Raw genomic sequence first — 16,772 nt, forward strand, 5'->3', positions numbered from 1 at the left:
ACGTCATTTAGGGGGTGTACACTAGGCGACCCTTAGAAATCGTTCAGTACTTTGTACTTTCTTCTTGCCACTACCCGCCAAGGTTCGATGGCGTGCCGACCCGGCGCGTCGCGTGCCGTCTCGCAGTCGACCATCCCCTCGATTCAGGCAGACACGGCTCAAGGTGCTGTGTACTGAACCGTCAAAATTTCGCATGTCTCTCGCAGGTCAATCATGGACGAACAACTGAAGCAGGCCGCTCTCGCGTATCACCAGAACCCGAAACCCGGCAAGATTTCGGTCACCCCGACCAAGCCGCTGTCGAACCAGCTCGATCTGTCGCTCGCGTATTCGCCGGGCGTCGCCGCCGCGTGCGAGGCGATCCACGCCGATCCGCTCGACGCGCAGAAGTACACGTCGCGCGGCAACCTCGTCGGCGTCGTGACGAACGGCACGGCCGTGCTCGGTCTCGGCAACATCGGCCCGCTGGCCGCGAAGCCGGTGATGGAAGGCAAGGGCTGCCTGTTCAAGAAGTTCGCCGGCATCGACGTGTTCGACATCGAGCTGTCGGAGTCTGACCCCGACAAGCTTGTCGAGGCGATCGCGATGCTCGAGCCGACGCTCGGCGGCATCAACCTCGAGGACATCAAGGCGCCGGAATGCTTCTACATCGAGCAGAAGCTGCGCGAGCGCATGAAGATCCCCGTCTTCCACGACGACCAGCACGGCACCGCGATCATCGCGTCGGCCGCGATCCTGAACGGCCTGAAGGTCGTCGGCAAGAAGCTCGCCGAAGTGAAGCTCGTGTGCTCGGGCGCGGGCGCCGCGGCGATCGCGTGCCTGGACCTGCTCGTGAACCTCGGCCTGACGAAGGCGAACATCCTCGTCGCCGACTCGAAGGGCGTGATCTACGAAGGGCGCGGCAACCTCGATCCGTCGAAGCAGCGCTACGCGGCGACCACCGACGCGCGCACGCTCGCCGACGCGATCGTCGGCGCGGATGTGTTCCTCGGCTGCTCGAGCGCGGGCGTGCTGAAGCAGGACATGGTCAAGACGATGGGCGACCGCCCGCTGATCCTGGCGCTTGCGAACCCGGAACCGGAAATCCGCCCGGAAGACGCGAAGGCCGTGCGCCCGGACGCGATCGTCGCGACCGGCCGTTCGGACTACCCGAACCAGGTCAACAACGTGCTGTGCTTCCCGTTCATCTTCCGCGGCGCGCTCGACGTCGGCGCGACGACGATCACGGAAGAAATGAAGCTCGCGTGCGTGCGCGCGATCGCCGAGCTGGCCGAGGAAACCGACCAGAGCGAGGAAGTCGCGAAGGCGTATGAAGGCCACTCGCTCGAGTTCGGGCCGGACTACCTGATTCCGAAGCCATTCGACCCGCGCCTGATCATCAAGATCGCGCCGGCCGTCGCGCAAGCCGCGATGGATTCGGGCGTCGCCACGCGTCCGATCCAGGACATGGACGCGTACCGCGAGCAGCTCGGCGCGACCGTCTACCGCACCGGCATGGTGATGCGTCCGGTGTTCGCGACCGCGAAGCAGAAGCAGGCGCGCATCGTGTTCGCCGAAGGCGAGGACGAGCGCGTGCTGCGCGCCGCGCAGTTCGTGCTGCAGGAAAAGATCGCGAAGCCGATCATCGTCGGCCGTCCGTCGGTCGTCGAGATGCGCCTCGTGAAGATCGGCTCGAAGCTGAAGGCCGGCACCGATTTCGAAATCGTCGACCCGGAAGACGATTCGCGCTACCACCGCTACTGGCAGGCGTATCAGGAGATTGGCGCGCGCGACGGCGTGACGCCGGAAGTCGCGAAGGCCGCGATGCGCAAGTTCAACACGCTGATCGGCGCGATGCTCGTGCACCTGGGCGACGCGGACGGGATGATCTGCGGGATGATCGACACGTTCCACAGCCACCTGAAGTTCATCGAGCAGGTGCTGGGCCGCGCGAAGGGCGCCGAGCACTTTGCCGCGATGAACCTGCTGATGCTGCCGGGACGCAACCTGTTCGTGTGCGACACGTACGTGAACGAGCTGCCGAGCGCCGAACAGCTTGCCGACATGACGATCCAGGCCGCGGCCGAGATCGAGCGCTTCGGCATTGCACCGAAAGCCGCGCTGCTGTCGAATTCGAACTTCGGCAGCGCGCCGTCGGCGTCGTCGCGCCGGATGGGTGAGGCCCGCAAGCTGATCGTCGAACGTGCGCCGAACCTGGAAGTCGATGGCGAAATGCACGGCGACGCGGCGCTGTCGGAAGTGATCCGCAAGCAGGCATTCCCCGGCACGACGCTGTCGGGCGAAGCGAACCTGCTGATCATGCCGAACGTCGAAGCGGCGAACATCGCGTACAACCTGCTGAAGATGGTCGGCGGCGAAGGCGTGACGGTCGGCCCGTTCCTGCTCGGCGCAGCAAAGCCGGTCCACATCCTGACGCCGGCCGCGACCGTGCGCCGGATCATCAACATGACGGCCGTTGCCGCCGCGAACGTGAACACGAAGTAAGTCCACGCCCGCATGTGCCGCGCTTCAGGCGCGGCGCAATGAAAAACGCCACGGCACCTGCGTTCCGTGGCGTTTTTTTATCGTGAGGTGAGTCGTTGGCAGCGCGTGGCGGGCATCCGAACCGCGAATGCCCGCCACGCACCGTTACGCGACCTGCTGGTGCGACTGGCCGCCCGTCGGCGAACGCCACTTTGCGAGCAGCGTGTCCCACTTCTGGCGCACCGCGCGCAGGTTGTTCTCCTTCACGTGGCCGTAGCCGCGAATGCCGTCCGGCAGCGCCGCGAGCTCGAGCGCGAGCGGGCGGTTGGCCGCGTTCAGCTTGGCCGACACTTCGCCGATCAGCGCTTCGTACTCGTCGATCAGTGCGCGCTCGGCGCGGCGCTCCGCGGTGCGGCCGAACGGGTCGAGCCCCGTGCCGCGGAGGAACTTTGCCTTCGCGAGCAGCCGGAACGCCGACATCATCCACGGGCCGTACGCCTTCTTCACGAGATGGCCGTGTGCGTCCTTCTTCGCGAACAGCGGCGGCGCGAGGTGGAATTTCAGCTTCCAGTCGCCTTCGAACTGCGACGACAGACGCGCGAGGAACGCGGGATCGGACTGCAGCCGTGCGACCTCGTACTCGTCCTTGTACGCCATCAGCTTGAACAGGTTGCGCGCGACCGCTTCGGTCAGCGGTTCCTGCACGGTGTCGCCGTCCGCCAGTGCGCGTTCCGCCGCCCGCACCTTGTCGACTAAGGCCGCATAGCGCGATGCGTACGCCGCGTTCTGGTACGCGGTGAGGAAGTCCACGCGCTTCGCGATCAGGGCATCCACCGCCTTCTTCGTGTGCAGCGCGATCACCGTCGCGCCCTGCGCGGGGCGTGCGTCGCCGGCCGCGGCCTGCTTCACGCTTGCGAGGTCGTGCGCGGCGCGCCGGCCCCAGTCGAATGCCGCACGGTTCTTCTCGACCGACACCGCGTTCAGCTCGATCGCGCGTTCGAGCGACGCGAGCGTGAGCGGCAGCCAGCCCTTCTGCCACGCGTAGCCGAGCACGAACGGGTTCGTGTAGATCGCGTCGCCGAGCAGCGCGACCGCGAAGCGGTTCGCGTCGATGAAGTCGACGGCAACGCCTGCCGCCGCGCGGATGTCGTTTTCGGCGGACAGGCCGGGGAACGCCCAGTTCGGGTTCTTGATGAATTCGGCCGTCGGCGTCTGCGCGCTGTTGACGACCACGCGCGTCGTGTCGTGCCGCATGCGCGACGTGCATTCGTCGCCGGCCGTGACGATCGCGTCGCAGCCGATCACGAGGTCGGCTTCGCCCATCGCGATCCGCGTCGCGTGGATGTCGGTCGGCGCGTGCGAGATCTGCACGTGGCTCATCACGGCGCCGCCCTTCTGCGCGAGGCCCGTGACGTCGAGCACGGTCACGCCCTTGTTCTCCAGGTGCGCGGCCATCCCGAGCAGCGCGCCGATCGTGACGACGCCCGTGCCGCCGACACCCGTGACGAGCACGCCGTATGCACGATCGATCGCCGGCAGCGTCGGCTCCGGAATCGGCGGCAGCGCGCCGCCGTCGACCGACACGGCCTTCGGCTTCCTCAGCTGGCCGCCTTCTACCGTCACGAAGCTCGGGCAGAAGCCCTTCACGCACGAGAAGTCCTTGTTGCAGCTCGACTGGTTGATCTGGCGCTTCGTGCCGAATTCGGTTTCGAGCGGCTCGACCGACAGGCAGTTCGACTGCACCGAGCAGTCGCCGCAGCCTTCGCACACCGCATCGTTGATCACGACGCGCTTCGCCGGATCCGGATACGTGCCGCGCTTGCGGCGGCGGCGCTTCTCGGTCGCGCAGGTCTGGTCGTAGATCAGGATCGTCGTGCCGGCGATCTCGCGCAGCTCGCGCTGCACGTCGTCGAGCCGGTCGCGGTGATGGATCGTCACGTCCGGCGCGAGCAGCGCCTTCTGGCCGTCGTACTTCTCCGGCTCGTCGGTGACGATCACGATCTTCTTCGCGCCTTCGGACGCGAGCTGGTGCGTGATCTGCGGCACCGTCAGCACGCCGTCGACCGGCTGGCCGCCCGTCATCGCCACGGCGTCGTTGTAGAGGATCTTGTAGGTGATGTTCGCCTTCGACGAAATCGCCGCGCGCACCGCCAGCAGGCCCGAGTGGAAATACGTGCCGTCGCCGAGGTTCGCGAACACGTGCTTTTCGTCCGTGAACGGCGCCTGGCCGATCCACGGCACGCCTTCTCCGCCCATCTGGCTGAAGGTGCTCGTGTTGCGGTCCATCCACACCGTCATGTAATGGCAGCCGATGCCCGCGATCGCGCGCGAGCCTTCCGGCACATTGGTCGACGTGTTGTGCGGGCAGCCCGAGCAGAACCACGGCTTGCGCTCGGTCTGCACGTGCGGCTTCGCGAGCGCCATTTCCTTGGCGTTGATCACCGCGAGCCGCGCGGCGATGCGCGCGCGCACCTCGGACGGCAGCTCGAACTTCTCGAGGCGCGTCGCGATCGCCTTCGCGATGATCGCGGGCGACAGTTCATAGTGTGCGGGCAGCAGCCAGTTGCCCATCGGCACCGACCATTCGCCGCCGGCGCCGTCCTTCTCGTCGAACTTGCCGAACACGCGCGGGCGCTGCGCATCGGGCCAGTTGTACAGCTCTTCCTTGATCGCATATTCGAGGATCTGGCGCTTTTCCTCGACGACGAGGATTTCGTCGAGGCCGCGCGCGAACGCCTGCGCGCCCTGCGCTTCGAGCGGCCATACGCAGCCGACCTTGTACAGGCGGATGCCGATCCGTGCGCAGGTTTCGTCGTCGAGGCCGAGGTCGATCAGCGCCTGGCGCACGTCGAGATACGCCTTGCCGCCCGTCATGATCCCGAAGCGGGCATTCGGCGAGTCGATCTCGATCCGGTCGAGCTTGTTGGCGCGCACGTAGGCGAGCGCCGCGTACCACTTGTAGTCGAGCAGCCGCGCTTCCTGCACGAGCGGCGGGTCGGGCCAGCGGATGTTCAGGCCGCCGTCCGGCAGGATGAAGTCGGTCGGCAGCACGATCTCGGTGCGATGCGGGTCGATGTCGACCGACGCTGACGATTCGACCACGTCCGTCACGCACTTGAGCGCGACCCACAGGCCCGAGTAGCGGCTCATCGCCCAGCCGTGCAGGCCGAAGTCGAGATATTCCTGCACGTTGGACGGGAACAGCACCGGCAGCCCGCAGGCCTTGAAGATGTGTTCGGACTGGTGCGCGAGCGTCGACGATTTCGCCGCGTGGTCGTCGCCGGCGAGCACGAGCACGCCGCCGTGCGGCGACGAGCCGGCCGAGTTCGCGTGCTTGAAGACGTCGCCGGTGCGGTCGACGCCCGGGCCCTTGCCGTACCACATGCCGAATACGCCGTCGTACTTCGCGCCGGGGTACAGGTTCACCTGCTGCGAGCCCCACACGGCGGTGGCGGCGAGATCTTCGTTGAGACCGGGCTGGAAGACGATCTGGTGGGCCGCGAGGTGCTGCTTGGCTTTCCACAGCGAGAGGTCGAGGCCGCCGAGCGGCGAGCCGCGGTAACCGGAGATGAAGCCGGCCGTGTTGAGGCCGGCGGCGCGGTCGCGTTCCTGCTGGAGCATCGGCAGGCGCACGAGGGCCTGGATGCCGCTCATGTACGCGCGGCCGCGTTCGAGCGTGTATTTGTCGTCAAGCGTGACGGACTTCAGCGCGGCTTCAAGCGACGCGCGTTGGCCTGCGTCTAGCGGGGCATTCATTAACTGTCTCCTCCACCCAGTTTGGGATCACCAAAGCTTCAGTTGCTTCGACGTCTTGTGAACGTGTCGGCAGTGGCCGGCATATTGGCCGGTTTTGAGAGATGGTAGCACTGGGATAAACCCGTCGCCCACCGGCCGGCGCGCCGCCACGCATCGACGAAGCGGCGCGCGGGACGGCGTTACAGCATGTAAAAGCATGTAAAGCCGGCCCCATCTTCGTACAAATGCCGTTAATCTTGTCGGCCTGCCGGAGGTGCCCGGCCGCGTCGGTCCGTTTCGATGCAACCGGGGAGGCGCCGGCAGTCTTAAAGGAGGTGCAATGAACACACGTCATATCCAGAGTTTCCTGATCGTGTCCGCGGCGTTTTTCGCGATGACCGGCCCGGTGCACGCGCGGGGCGCGAGCGCACTGGCGGCAGCCGGCGCGCAGATGCGTCAGATCGCGCCGGCGCAGGACGCCAACGCACGGCTGGCGGCCGAGCATGCCGTCGCGCCGAAGGCGAACGTGCGTTGATCCGTTCGCGCGGCCGGCCGACCGCGCCGGAACGACTGAAACGACAAAAGGGCGGGAATCGCGAGATTCCCGCCCTTTTTCGTTGTGCCGCTGATGTTCGTGCGGCTGCCCGGGCTGCCGGGCGCCGCGCGGCCGTCTGCGTCAGGCCTTGGTCAGGCCTTGTCCTGGACCACGCCGCGGCGGATCTGGTCGAGCTCGATCGATTCGAACAGCGCCTTGAAGTTGCCTTCGCCGAAACCCTGGTTGCCCTTGCGCTGGATGATCTCGAAGAAGATCGGGCCGATCTGGTTCTCGGTGAAGATCTGCAGCAGCAGGTCGTCGCGGGCGCCGTCGATCAGGATCTTGCGCTTCTTCAGCTCGTCGAGCGATTCGCCGTGGTTCGGCACGCGGCGGTCGACCAGCTCGTAATACGTGTCGATCGTGTCGAGCAGCTTCACTTCCTTGCCGCGCAGGCCGTCGACCGCGCCGTAGATGTCGTTCGTGCCGAGCGCGATGTGCTGGATGCCTTCGCCGTGGTACGCGTCGAGGTATTCCTGGATCTGGCCGGCCGTGTCCGAGCCTTCCTCGTTGATCGGGATCCGGATCTTGCCGCACGGCGACGTCATCGCCTTCGACTTCACGCCCGTCACCTTGCCTTCGATGTCGAAGTAGCGCACTTCGCGGAAGTTGAACAGGCGCTCGTAGAATTCGGCCCATTCCTGCATGCGGCCGCGATGCACGTTGTGCGTCAGGTGATCGATGTAGGTGAGGCCGTGGCCGACCGGATTCGGGTTCGCGCCGGCGATCGGCTCGAAGTCGACGTCATAGATGCTGATATCGCCGATCGCGCCCGGCTGCGCACCATTCTTGCCGCGCCAGCGGTCGACGAAATAGATCAGCGAATCGCCGATGCCCTTGATCGCCGGGATGTTCAGCTCCATCGGGCCGGTCTTGTTGTCGAAGCCCCAGGCGCCGAGTTCGAGCGCGTGCTTGTATGCCTTCGCGGCGTCCTGCACGCGGAACGCGATCGCGCAGATCGACGGGCCGTGCAGGCGCGCGAAGCGTTGTGCGAACGAATCGGGTTCGGCGTTGATGATGAAGTTGATGTCGCCCTGACGGTAGACCGTCACGTCCTTGTGGCGATGGCGCGCGATCGCGGTGAAACCCATCCGTTCGAACAGTTGTCCGAGTGCTTTCGGATCCGGCGCGGTGTATTCGATGAATTCGAAGCCGTCGGTGCCGACGGGGTTCTCCCAGTTGGGGATCTGCATGCCGTGTCTCCTGTGTGCTGTGCGATCGGCCGGGGCGATGAGGGTGCCAGGCCGGTTCCATGTCGAAGGTGACGCGTGGCGCGGTGCGCGCAACGCATCCATCCATGCGACAAAGTGTAGCGGGCAGGGGAGAGCGTAAACTTGCGAACTTAATCGTCTGTGCCTACGATGGCGCAATTTCAAGTCCCAAAATATTCATCGGAGGGCAGAAAATGGCGCAAGCCGAACTGGATGCCATCGACCGGCGGATTCTCGCGATTCTTCAGGAGAACGGTCGCCTGTCGAACCAGGAGATCGCCGAGCGCGTGAACCTGTCGCCGAGCCCGTGCCTGCGCCGGATCCGGCGGCTCGAGGAGCTCGGCGTGATCACCGGCTACGTGGCGCTGCTCGATCCGCAGAAGCTCGGGCTCGATCTGCTCGCCTATGTGAGTGTGCGGCTCGAGAAGCGCGGCGGCCTGGCGCCGGTTCGTGCCGACGAGACGTCGGCACGCGCGGGCGCGACCCACGCGGAACTGTTCCGCGCGGCCGTGCAGACCTGGCCGGAAGTGGTCGCGTGCCATGCGATGACGGGCGACATGGATTACCTGCTGCGCGTGCAGGTCGAGGACATGGCGCATTTCTCCCGCTTCGTGCAGGAGCATTTGCTGCACCATCCGTCCGTGATCGACGTGAAGACGAGCTTCTCGCTCGAGTGCTTCAAGGAGACGACGGCGTTGCCGATCCGGTCGGTGCGCTAGCGTGCGATGCCGGGAATGGGAGAAAGGAACGCGGGCCGGGCGCTCCGCGGGGCGCCCGGTCGGCCGATGTCACGCCGTCAGCGCGGCGGGCATCAGCGATTCGATGAACTTCGACGTGCGGTGCGCCTGGCGCTTCAACGCATAGTCGAATACCGCAGCCTGTTCCTGCAGCATCTCGGCGAGGATCGTCGAGTGGTCGGCCGGCGGCAGCGACAGGTACGCATCGGCTTCGCCGTATGCGTATTCGATCCGCATCCCGGACTTCTTCGCGATGTGCATCATCGTCGCGTTGCGCGACAGGCAATGCATGTACAGCATCGTCACGCGGGTGTTGCGGCTGCGGATCGCTGCGCGCTCGAACAGCTTCGAGCCGACGCCGCGGCCGCGGGCGCTTTCGAGCACCGACACGCCGAATTCCGCCGTGCGCGTGTCGCCTTCGGCGGGCAGGTACGCCAGGTGGCCGACGCCAAGCAGTTCGAGCGCATGGTCGAACACGCCGAACACGGTATCGCGGCCGAAGTCGATCGTGCGGACATAGTTCTCGATCACGTGGTCGGGCACCATCTGGCCGAAGCGCAGCAGGCGGTCCTCTTCGTTGAGCGAGAGAAAGTGGGTGAGCATTCGCTCACGGTCTTTGGAAGCCAGTTCCCTGACGAGAACCGGCGCAGTACCGGCGTGGCCGACAGCATCGGCACGGCGGTCGAATTGCGTGTTCATCGTGGGTTCCTCAGTGTGTAACTGCACAAACGTCTTGTGCGATGCAACAGCATTCTACCCGAGTGGGGTTGGGGAAAACCCGTATTTGACGTTATTTGTGCTGAGGGGAAATTCTAAATCCGCTTACTTCATTCTCTATCTGTTTGATTTATAACGGATTAAAAATTCATCATATGAAATGCGCGGCGGCCTGTCGCAGTGTGCCCGCCGCACAACGCGTGCTGCTGCGCGGCAATCACGCGCCCGACGACAGCCCGTGCTCCATCAGGTCGATCACCTGTTCGGCGAAGTCGCGGTAGCCGAGGCGGCCGCCCGGCTTGAGCCACGTGAACGTCCAGTTGATCATCCCGAACACCATCATCGTGACCGATGTCTGGTTGTCCTTCGAGATCCGCTCCGGGTAGGCGCGCGCGAGCTGGCGCGCGAATGCCGCGACGATGTCGCGCTGGCGGTCGAGCACGATTTCGCGCTGCGCATCCTCGAGATACTTCACGTCGTTGAGCAGCGCGACGTGGCGGCTGTGCGACGTCTCGTACTCGGCGAGGAACGCGCGCACCAGTTCGGCGAACGCGTCGCGCTCGCTGAGGCCGCGCCGCTGGCTCGCGCCCTCGACCTCGGCGATGATCAGCATCAACCGCTTCGTGTAGCGGTCGAGCAGATCGAACAGGATCGCTTCCTTGCTCTCGTAATAGTGATAGAGACGTGCCTTCGACGTGCCGCTCGCGGTCGCGAGATCGGACATCGACGTGCTCGGATAGCTCGTCTGCGCGAATTTCTCGGCGGCGAGATCGAGGATCTGCTCGCGCTGGGATTCGTGGTCGGGCGCTCGGGTACGGGCCATGGTCGAATGCGAAAGAAGTAGCGTTAGCGAGGCGCGGCAGCCGCGCGCATCTGCGTGGAAGAGAGGGCGGCCGGCGCGTCGTCCTGCAGCTCGAGCCGGCCGGCCGCCGCGAGTTCGCGGCAGCGCCACCAGGCGATCGAGTCGCTGACGAACAGCCCGCCGCGGTCGGCGCCGGCCATGATGCCGCCGACGATGCGTCGCGCGGGCAGCCAGCCGGTTTCCGCGTGTGCGACGATCAGCGCATCGAGGTCTGCATAATGGCCGCTCTTGATCGTATTGCTGACCCAGTAGCGCAACTCGGCATTCAGGTGCTTCGCCTCCTGCCATTCGAGCGCGAGGCGGCCGATGCGCAGTACCGAGATCGGTGCGGCCGCCGGCCGTTTCCGGGCGAGCGCCGCGGGCGAGAACATCCCCGTCGAACATGCGAGGTCGGTGCGGGCCAGCGCCGCGCGCTGCGGCGCGTCGAGATCGGCGGCCGACAGCCGCACCTCGTTCAGCCGCTGCGGCACGTTGCGCAGGTGATAGGCGACGCGGCGCAGCAGCAGCTTGTCGCCGACGCTCGGCGCGTGCCAGACGACCACCTGGCCCGACTCCGTCGCGAGCTGGTCGAGCCGGGCGAACTCGCCTTCGATTTCCGCGTTCCAGTCGGGAATCTGGTCGCCGAGCACGCGCTGCCAGAACGCGGCGCGTGTGTCGGGCGTCTCGTCGGCACCCTTCAGCGGCCCGACCGCGAGATCGTCGAGCAACCCGACGACGCGCTCGTCGCGTCCGGCTTGCGCGAGAGCCTCGCGCAGCGACGCGGCGGCGGTGCCGCCCTGAATCACGTGAATGGTACTCATCGGCCTGTCATCAACAAAAGAAAACCGCCGGCCGGGCGGACGTGATGACGTCCAGCCGGCCGGCGGCCCCTAGTGTAAGCGAGATGTGTGACGACGAGAAACCGGCGCACCGCGCCGGTACGACGCCGCTCAACGCTCGTCGAAGCTCACGACGACCTTGTCGCTGATCGGGTGGCACTGGCACGTGAGCACGAAGCCGTCCTTCACTTCGTGTTCCTCGAGCGTGTAGTTCTTCTCCATCCGGACTTCGCCTTCGACCACCTTCGCCCGGCACGTGCAGCACACGCCGCCCTTGCACGCGTACGGCAGCGCGAGGCCCGCGCGCAGGCCGATGTCGAGCAGGCTCACGCCTTCGTACGGCAGGCGCAGCTTGCGCCTCTTGCCGTCGAGCACGATTTCGAGGTCGGCGGCCGGCGTCTGGTCGGTGATCTCGACGACGGGCGCGCCGGCCTGCGGCAGCGGCGTGCCGAAGCGCTCGACGTGCACCTTCGCCTGCGGCACGCCGGCTGCCTTCAGCGCGGCTTCGGCCGCATCCATCATCGGCGCGGGGCCGCAGATGAACGCTTCGTCGATCGTGTCGGCCGGCGTCAGCGTGGCGAGGAATTCCGCGCATTTCGCCTGGTCGAGCACACCGTTGAACAGCTCGACGTCCTGCTGGTCATCCGACAGCACGTGATACAGGACGAAGCGGTTCATGTAGCGGTTCTTCAGGTCTTCGAGTTCCTCCGCGAACATGATCGCGTCGACGCTGCGGTTGCCGTAGATCAGCGTGAAGGTGCTGCGCGGTTCGAGTTCGAGCGTCGTCTTCACGATCGCGAGCACCGGCGTGATGCCCGACCCGCCGGAGAACGCGACGTACTGCTTGCCGTGGTCGGCGTTCAGGTGCGTGAAGAAGCGGCCGTCCGGCGTCATCACGTCGATCGTGTGGCCCGGCTCGAGCGTGTCGAACGCGAAGTTCGAGAAGCGGCCGCCGCGCACGCGCTTGATGCCGATGCGCAGTTCGCCGTCGCGGTCGTAGTCGGTCGTGCCGACGCAGATCGAGTACGAGCGGCGCGTTTCCTCGCCGTCGATGTGGGTCTTCAGCGTGACGAACTGGCCCTGCGTGAAGCGGTACGCGTCGCGCAGCTCAGGCGGCACGTCGAAGGAGACGGTAACGGCGTCGGCGGTCTCGGGCCGCACGTCGCGGATACGCAGCGGGTGAAATTGCGGGGTCGACGACGACCCCCGCCGGGCCGCTGCGCGCGACGGATCTGCTTCCGGGGGATGGGGGGGCTGCGCCCCCCCAGGCGAACGAAGAGAGCGTGGGGGCTGTTTCATCTCAGTAAGGTTTGAAGTAGTCGAAGGGTTCGCGGCAGTCGACGCAGCGGTACAGCGCCTTGCAGGCCGTGGACGCGAATTGCGCGAGACGCTCGGTGCGGGCGGAGCCGCAGCGCGGGCAAACGGGCGCCGCGACGGGCCGCGGCACGAAACGCACGACGTTTTCCCGCGGCGCGGCGCGGCCGCACTGGCCGACGGGCGGCGCGATGCCGTATGCGCGCAGCTTGTCGCGCGCTTCCTGCGTGATCCAGTCGGTCGTCCACGCGGGCGCGAGCACCGTCGCGATCCGGTGCGGCGGCAGGTCGGCGGCCTGCAGCGCGGCGGCGATGTCCTCGGCGATCTGCGACATGGCCGGGCAGCCGGAGTAGGTCGGCGTGATCACGACTTCGAGCAGGCCGTCGTCTGCGCGACGGACGTCGCGCAGGATGCCGAGCTCGCGGATCGACACGACCGGGATTTCAGGATCGGGCACCGCTTCGAGCACGTCCCACGCGCGCGCGAGCAACGGATCGTTGCGATGCGCGGCGGGCGCGGCGTCGGCGGGGGCGGCGGTCTGGACGGACATCGTCGGGCTCCGTTGGGTCGGCCGGTTACCAGGTCGCGCCGGGGTGCTGGCGCGCGAGGCTCTGCATTTCCGCGAGCAGGTAGCCCATGTGCTCCGAGTGCTCGCCCTGCTTGCCGGTCGTCACGTGCTGCACGGGCGCCGGCAGGTCGAGCGTCGCCTCCGCGAGCGCATCGTCCACGTCCGCGCGCCATGCGGCTTCGAGCGCGGCCGGTGCGGGGCCGATGCCCGGTGCGGCGACCGCGTCGTCGATTGCATCGGCCGCGAAGAATTCGCGCGTGTACGGAATCAGGTAGTCGAGCGCGGCCTGGGCGCGGCAATGCGATGCGTCGGTGCCGTCGCCGAGGCGCACCAGCCATTCGCGTGCGTGCTGCACGTGATAGCGGGTCTCCTTCACCGATTTCGCGGCGATCGCGGCGAGCTGCGCGTCTGTCGACGTTTCGAGCGCCGTCCACACGTGCAGCATCAGCGTCGTGTAGAGGAAGTTGCGCACGATCGTCACCGCGTAGTCCTTGTCGGCGTGCGCGGTGCCGGCGATCGGGCCGTAGTGCGGCAGCTCGGCGAGCGTGAAGTTCGCGAACTCGCGCTCGGGGCGGAAGTACGCGTAATCGTCTTCCGTCTTCGCCGCGCCGTTGAGCTGGCGCTCGAGTTCGGCTGCGTGCGTATACAGCATGCGGGCCTGGCCGATGAGGTCGAGGCTCATGTTGGTGAGCGCGATGTCTTCCTCGAGGATCGGGCCGTGGCCGCACCATTCGGCGTTGCGCTGACCGAGGATCAGCGCATTGTCCGCGAGGCGCAGCACGTAGGAGAGGTGTTCGGGTGTGATCGTCATGGCGCGGGCGTTACATGTGGTTGACTTCGTCGGGCAGCGTGTAGAACGTCGGGTGACGGTAGATCTTGTCGCCTGCCGGTTCGAACAGCTCGGCCTTTTCGGCCGGATCCGACGCGGTGATCGCCGACGACGGCACCACCCAGATGCTCACGCCTTCCTGGCGGCGCGTGTAGACGTCGCGCGCCATGCGCAGCGCCATCGACGCGTCGGCGGCGTGCAGGCTGCCGCAATGCTTGTGATCGAGGCCCTGCTTGCTGCGCACGAACACTTCCCAGATCGGCCATTCCTTGTTCATCACTTTCTCCTGAATCCTGAATTCGATGGTTGCCGCTCAGGCGGCGTGCTGTTCGGCGCGGGCGCGGCGCTTCGCTTCGTGCGCGAGCGCGGCTTCGCGCACCCACGCACCATCGTCGTGCGCCTTCACGCGGGTCGCGAGGCGTTCCTTGTTGCACGGGCCGTCGCCGTTGACCACGCGCCAGAACTCATCCCAGTCGATCGCGCCGTAGTCGTGGTGGCCGCGCGCGTCGTTCCATTTCAGGTCCGGGTCGGGCAGCGTCACGCCGAGCACCTTTGCCTGGTCGACCGTCGCGTCGACAAACTTCTGCCGCAGGTCGTCGTTCGTGATCCGCTTGATGCCCCATTTCGCGGACTGGTTGCTGTGGACCGAATCGGCGTCGCTCGGGCCGAACATCATCAGCACCGGCCACCACCAGCGGTTCACCGCCTGCTGGACCATCGCGCGCTGCGCGTCGGTACCCTTCATCATCGACAGCAGCGCATCGAAGCCCTGGCGCTGGTGGAACGACTCTTCCTTGCACACGCGGATCATCGCGCGTGCGTACGGGCCGTACGTGCAGCGGCACAGCGGGATCTGGTTCATGATCGCGGCACCGTCGACGAGCCAGCCGATCACGCCGACGTCGGCCCAGGTCGGCGTCGGATAATTGAAGATGCTCGAGTATTTCGCCTTGCCGGCGTGCAGCGCGTCGATCAGCGAATCGCGCGATACGCCGAGCGTTTCGGCTGCGCTATATAGATAGAGGCCGTGGCCGGCTTCGTCCTGGACCTTCGCGAGCAGGATCGCCTTGCGCTTCAGGCTCGGCGCGCGCGAGATCCAGTTGCCTTCCGGCAGCATGCCGACGACTTCCGAGTGCGCGTGCTGCGAGATCTGGCGAACCAGCGTCTTGCGATAGGCGTCGGGCATCCAGTCCTGCGGTTCGATCTTGCCGTCCGCGGCCATGACCGCGTCGAACCGCGCTTGCTCGGGCGACTCGGCGGTGGCGTCGAGCGGCGCGACGTTGCCGGGGATGTCGAGGGATTGCGTGTACATGGCGGAGGTTCTCGTCCGGTTGAATGTGTGCGAAGTATAAACCAACCGACCGGTCGGTTAATAAATTTCTTGCCGATTTGCGGCGAGACGCGGGTAAACGAGGGGCGTCGGGGTGCAATCGCTGGCGTGGGAGGTGGTCCGGCGCGTGAGACGGGCGGCTTCTGCGGCACAATGCCCGCTTTCCGATGGGGATTTCGCCGATGTCATTTCGAAGCAGTTTCGTCGCGACCGTGCTGGGCGCGTCCGTTTTCCTGTCGCCGGTCGCGGCCTCGGCCGCTCCGGCCGGGTGGGTCGCCGCATGGGCGACTGCGTTGCAGCCGATTCCCGACCTGGCTGCGCCGCCACCGCTCTATCGCGCGCCCGACGTGGCTGGGCGGACCGTCCGGCAGATCGTCTATCCGACGGTATCGGGACGTGCCGCGCGGCTTCGCGTGAGCAATGCATATGGTCGCGCGCCGCTGGTGATCGAGGCCGCCGGTCTGGCGCGTGCGGGAGACGGCGCGGCGCTTGCCGACGGGGCGAGCGCCGGCGTGCGCTTCGGCGGCAAGGCGTCGGTGACGCTCGTGCCGGGCCAGGAGCTCGAAAGCGACCCGGTGGCAATCGACGTGACGGCCGGGCGGCCGTATGCGATCAGTCTGCGGATGGGCGCGAACCAGCGGATGACCGTGTGGCACCGTGTGTCGAACCAGCTCAACTACGTATCGGCGCCGGGTGATCACGTGAGCGATCCGGGCGCTGGCGCATTTCGCACGCGCTTTACCCAGTATGCGTGGGTGACGGAACTGGCCGTCGAGGCGGGTGCTGCGCGGGCGAGTGTCGCGGCGATCGGTGATTCGATTACCGACGGGCTGCGCTCGAGCCTGAACCGCAACCGTCGCTGGCCGGACGCGCTGGCGCACCGGCTGGCCGCGGCAGGTCCGGATCCGCTTGGCGTGGTGAATCTCGGGATCAGCGGCAACCGGTTGCTCAGCGATTCGGCGTGCTATGGCACGTCGCTGGCGTCGCGGTTCGAGCGCGACGCGCTGTCGCGCGCGGGGGTGAAGGCGGCGATCGTGCTGATCGGCATCAACGACATCAACTTTGCGGCCATGCCGCCGCGTGCGGGGCTCGATTGCGACAATCCGCATACGCAGGTCACGGCCGCGGCGTTGATCGACGGCTATCGCCGGTTGATCGAGGCCGCGCACCGCCAGGGGGTGAAGGTCTTCGGCGCGACACTTACGCCCGCGGCGTTGCCGGCCGGGCGCGAGACGATCCGGCTCGAGGTGAACCGGTGGATTCGGGGTGGCAGCGGTTTCGACGGCGTGGTCGACTTCGACGCGATACTGCGCGACCCCACGCGCCCGAGTGTTCTGCAGCGCCGATATGACAGTGGCGACGGCATTCACCCGAGTGACGCCGGTTACACGGCGATGGCCGACGCAGTGCCGGTGGAGTCGCTGCAGGCCGCAGCCGGCGGCAAGTGACATCGCCATATATATGGAGGGAGACGATCTGCCGGCTGCTTCAGGATCGCGAGCGGTGTGTATTTCATCGAACCCCAGCCCCCGTGCGCGGCAGCGCACGGGGGCTTTTTCAAAATATTTTCACAAAGGGGGTTGCGGAGACGGTGGC

The 16,772-nt window shown here is 66.5% G+C and carries 14 protein-coding genes; 4 read left to right on the forward strand and 10 right to left on the reverse strand.

What is annotated here, in order from left to right; genetic code table 11:
• Nucleotides 1-213: 213 nt before the first annotated feature.
• Nucleotides 214-2,484, forward strand: coding sequence for an NADP-dependent malic enzyme (locus tag DIE21_RS25890; protein WP_124500363.1), 2,271 nt, complete (start codon nt 214-216; stop codon nt 2,482-2,484).
• Between the two features lie 144 nt (nt 2,485-2,628).
• On the opposite strand, the gene DIE21_RS25895 is transcribed toward DIE21_RS25890, so the two are convergent.
• The gene (locus DIE21_RS25895; RefSeq protein ID WP_124500364.1) at nt 2,629-6,219 is read right to left on the reverse strand and encodes an indolepyruvate ferredoxin oxidoreductase family protein; all 3,591 of its coding nucleotides are present in this window, start codon (nt 6,217-6,219) and stop codon (nt 2,629-2,631) included.
• Nucleotides 6,220-6,538: 319 nt separating this feature from the next.
• Here DIE21_RS25895 and DIE21_RS25900 point away from each other — a divergent pair, with 319 nt between their 5' ends.
• Nucleotides 6,539-6,733: a hypothetical protein gene (locus DIE21_RS25900; RefSeq protein WP_124500365.1), complete on the forward strand. Its 195-nt coding sequence runs from the start codon at nt 6,539-6,541 to the stop codon at nt 6,731-6,733.
• Between the two features lie 152 nt (nt 6,734-6,885).
• Here DIE21_RS25900 and hppD read toward each other — a convergent pair whose 3' ends face one another.
• On the reverse strand, nt 6,886-7,983 hold the full coding sequence (hppD, locus tag DIE21_RS25905) for a 4-hydroxyphenylpyruvate dioxygenase (RefSeq protein WP_124500366.1): 1,098 nt from the start codon (nt 7,981-7,983) through the stop codon (nt 6,886-6,888).
• Between the two features lie 212 nt (nt 7,984-8,195).
• On the opposite strand from hppD, the gene DIE21_RS25910 reads away from it, so the two are divergent.
• Nucleotides 8,196-8,720, forward strand: a complete 525-nt coding sequence (locus DIE21_RS25910; protein WP_124500367.1) for an Lrp/AsnC family transcriptional regulator — start codon at nt 8,196-8,198, stop codon at nt 8,718-8,720.
• 69 nt (nt 8,721-8,789) lie between these two features.
• On the opposite strand, the gene DIE21_RS25915 is transcribed toward DIE21_RS25910, so the two are convergent.
• The 8 genes from DIE21_RS25915 to paaA form a co-directional block, all read right to left on the reverse strand.
• Complete coding sequence (locus tag DIE21_RS25915; protein ID WP_124500368.1) at nt 8,790-9,437, reverse strand: GNAT family N-acetyltransferase; 648 nt, start codon at nt 9,435-9,437, stop codon at nt 8,790-8,792.
• Nucleotides 9,438-9,672: 235 nt separating this feature from the next.
• On the reverse strand, nt 9,673-10,278 hold the full coding sequence (locus tag DIE21_RS25920; protein ID WP_124500369.1) for a TetR/AcrR family transcriptional regulator: 606 nt from the start codon (nt 10,276-10,278) through the stop codon (nt 9,673-9,675).
• Between the two features lie 23 nt (nt 10,279-10,301).
• Nucleotides 10,302-11,117 carry a DUF1835 domain-containing protein gene (locus tag DIE21_RS25925; protein WP_124500370.1) on the reverse strand — a complete coding sequence of 272 codons (816 nt, stop codon included), beginning with the start codon at nt 11,115-11,117 and terminating at the stop codon, nt 10,302-10,304.
• 129 nt (nt 11,118-11,246) lie between these two features.
• Nucleotides 11,247-12,311 (reverse strand): 1,2-phenylacetyl-CoA epoxidase subunit PaaE, encoded by a 1,065-nt coding sequence (gene paaE, locus DIE21_RS25930; protein WP_124500378.1) that lies wholly within the window; start codon nt 12,309-12,311, stop codon nt 11,247-11,249.
• A 124-nt stretch (nt 12,312-12,435) separates the two neighbouring features.
• Nucleotides 12,436-12,999, reverse strand: coding sequence for a 1,2-phenylacetyl-CoA epoxidase subunit PaaD (paaD, locus tag DIE21_RS25935; protein WP_124500371.1), 564 nt, complete (start codon nt 12,997-12,999; stop codon nt 12,436-12,438).
• A gap of 25 nt (nt 13,000-13,024) precedes the next feature.
• Nucleotides 13,025-13,828 (reverse strand): 1,2-phenylacetyl-CoA epoxidase subunit PaaC, encoded by an 804-nt coding sequence (paaC, locus tag DIE21_RS25940; protein ID WP_124500372.1) that lies wholly within the window; start codon nt 13,826-13,828, stop codon nt 13,025-13,027.
• Between the two features lie 10 nt (nt 13,829-13,838).
• Complete coding sequence (gene paaB, locus DIE21_RS25945; RefSeq protein WP_006752453.1) at nt 13,839-14,123, reverse strand: 1,2-phenylacetyl-CoA epoxidase subunit PaaB; 285 nt, start codon at nt 14,121-14,123, stop codon at nt 13,839-13,841.
• Between the two features lie 36 nt (nt 14,124-14,159).
• The gene (gene paaA, locus DIE21_RS25950) at nt 14,160-15,158 is read right to left on the reverse strand and encodes a 1,2-phenylacetyl-CoA epoxidase subunit PaaA (RefSeq protein ID WP_124500373.1); all 999 of its coding nucleotides are present in this window, start codon (nt 15,156-15,158) and stop codon (nt 14,160-14,162) included.
• Nucleotides 15,159-15,358: 200 nt separating this feature from the next.
• Here paaA and DIE21_RS25955 point away from each other — a divergent pair, with 200 nt between their 5' ends.
• The gene (locus DIE21_RS25955; RefSeq protein WP_124500374.1) at nt 15,359-16,624 is read left to right on the forward strand and encodes an SGNH/GDSL hydrolase family protein; all 1,266 of its coding nucleotides are present in this window, start codon (nt 15,359-15,361) and stop codon (nt 16,622-16,624) included.
• The last annotated feature ends 148 nt before the right edge of the window (nt 16,625-16,772 follow it).

Source organism: Burkholderia sp. Bp9140 (assembly GCF_003853425.1).
Taxonomy (GTDB): domain Bacteria; phylum Pseudomonadota; class Gammaproteobacteria; order Burkholderiales; family Burkholderiaceae; genus Burkholderia.

Bases quoted from the DNA above. Each gene is read 5' to 3' on its own strand.
- DIE21_RS25900 (WP_124500365.1), top strand. From the start codon at position 6,539: ATGAACACACGTCATATCCAGAGTTTCCTGATCGTGTCCGCGGCGTTT.
- DIE21_RS25895 (WP_124500364.1), bottom strand. From the start codon at position 6,219: ATGAATGCCCCGCTAGACGCAGGCCAACGCGCGTCGCTTGAAGCCGCG.
- DIE21_RS25915 (WP_124500368.1), bottom strand. From the start codon at position 9,437: ATGAACACGCAATTCGACCGCCGTGCCGATGCTGTCGGCCACGCCGGT.
- paaB (WP_006752453.1), bottom strand. From the start codon at position 14,123: ATGAACAAGGAATGGCCGATCTGGGAAGTGTTCGTGCGCAGCAAGCAG.
- paaA (WP_124500373.1), bottom strand. From the start codon at position 15,158: ATGTACACGCAATCCCTCGACATCCCCGGCAACGTCGCGCCGCTCGAC.
- hppD (WP_124500366.1), bottom strand. From the start codon at position 7,983: ATGCAGATCCCCAACTGGGAGAACCCCGTCGGCACCGACGGCTTCGAA.
- DIE21_RS25890 (WP_124500363.1), top strand. From the start codon at position 214: ATGGACGAACAACTGAAGCAGGCCGCTCTCGCGTATCACCAGAACCCG.
- DIE21_RS25910 (WP_124500367.1), top strand. From the start codon at position 8,196: ATGGCGCAAGCCGAACTGGATGCCATCGACCGGCGGATTCTCGCGATT.
- DIE21_RS25920 (WP_124500369.1), bottom strand. From the start codon at position 10,278: ATGGCCCGTACCCGAGCGCCCGACCACGAATCCCAGCGCGAGCAGATC.
- paaD (WP_124500371.1), bottom strand. From the start codon at position 12,999: ATGTCCGTCCAGACCGCCGCCCCCGCCGACGCCGCGCCCGCCGCGCAT.
- DIE21_RS25955 (WP_124500374.1), top strand. From the start codon at position 15,359: ATGTCATTTCGAAGCAGTTTCGTCGCGACCGTGCTGGGCGCGTCCGTT.
- paaC (WP_124500372.1), bottom strand. From the start codon at position 13,828: ATGACGATCACACCCGAACACCTCTCCTACGTGCTGCGCCTCGCGGAC.
- DIE21_RS25925 (WP_124500370.1), bottom strand. From the start codon at position 11,117: ATGAGTACCATTCACGTGATTCAGGGCGGCACCGCCGCCGCGTCGCTG.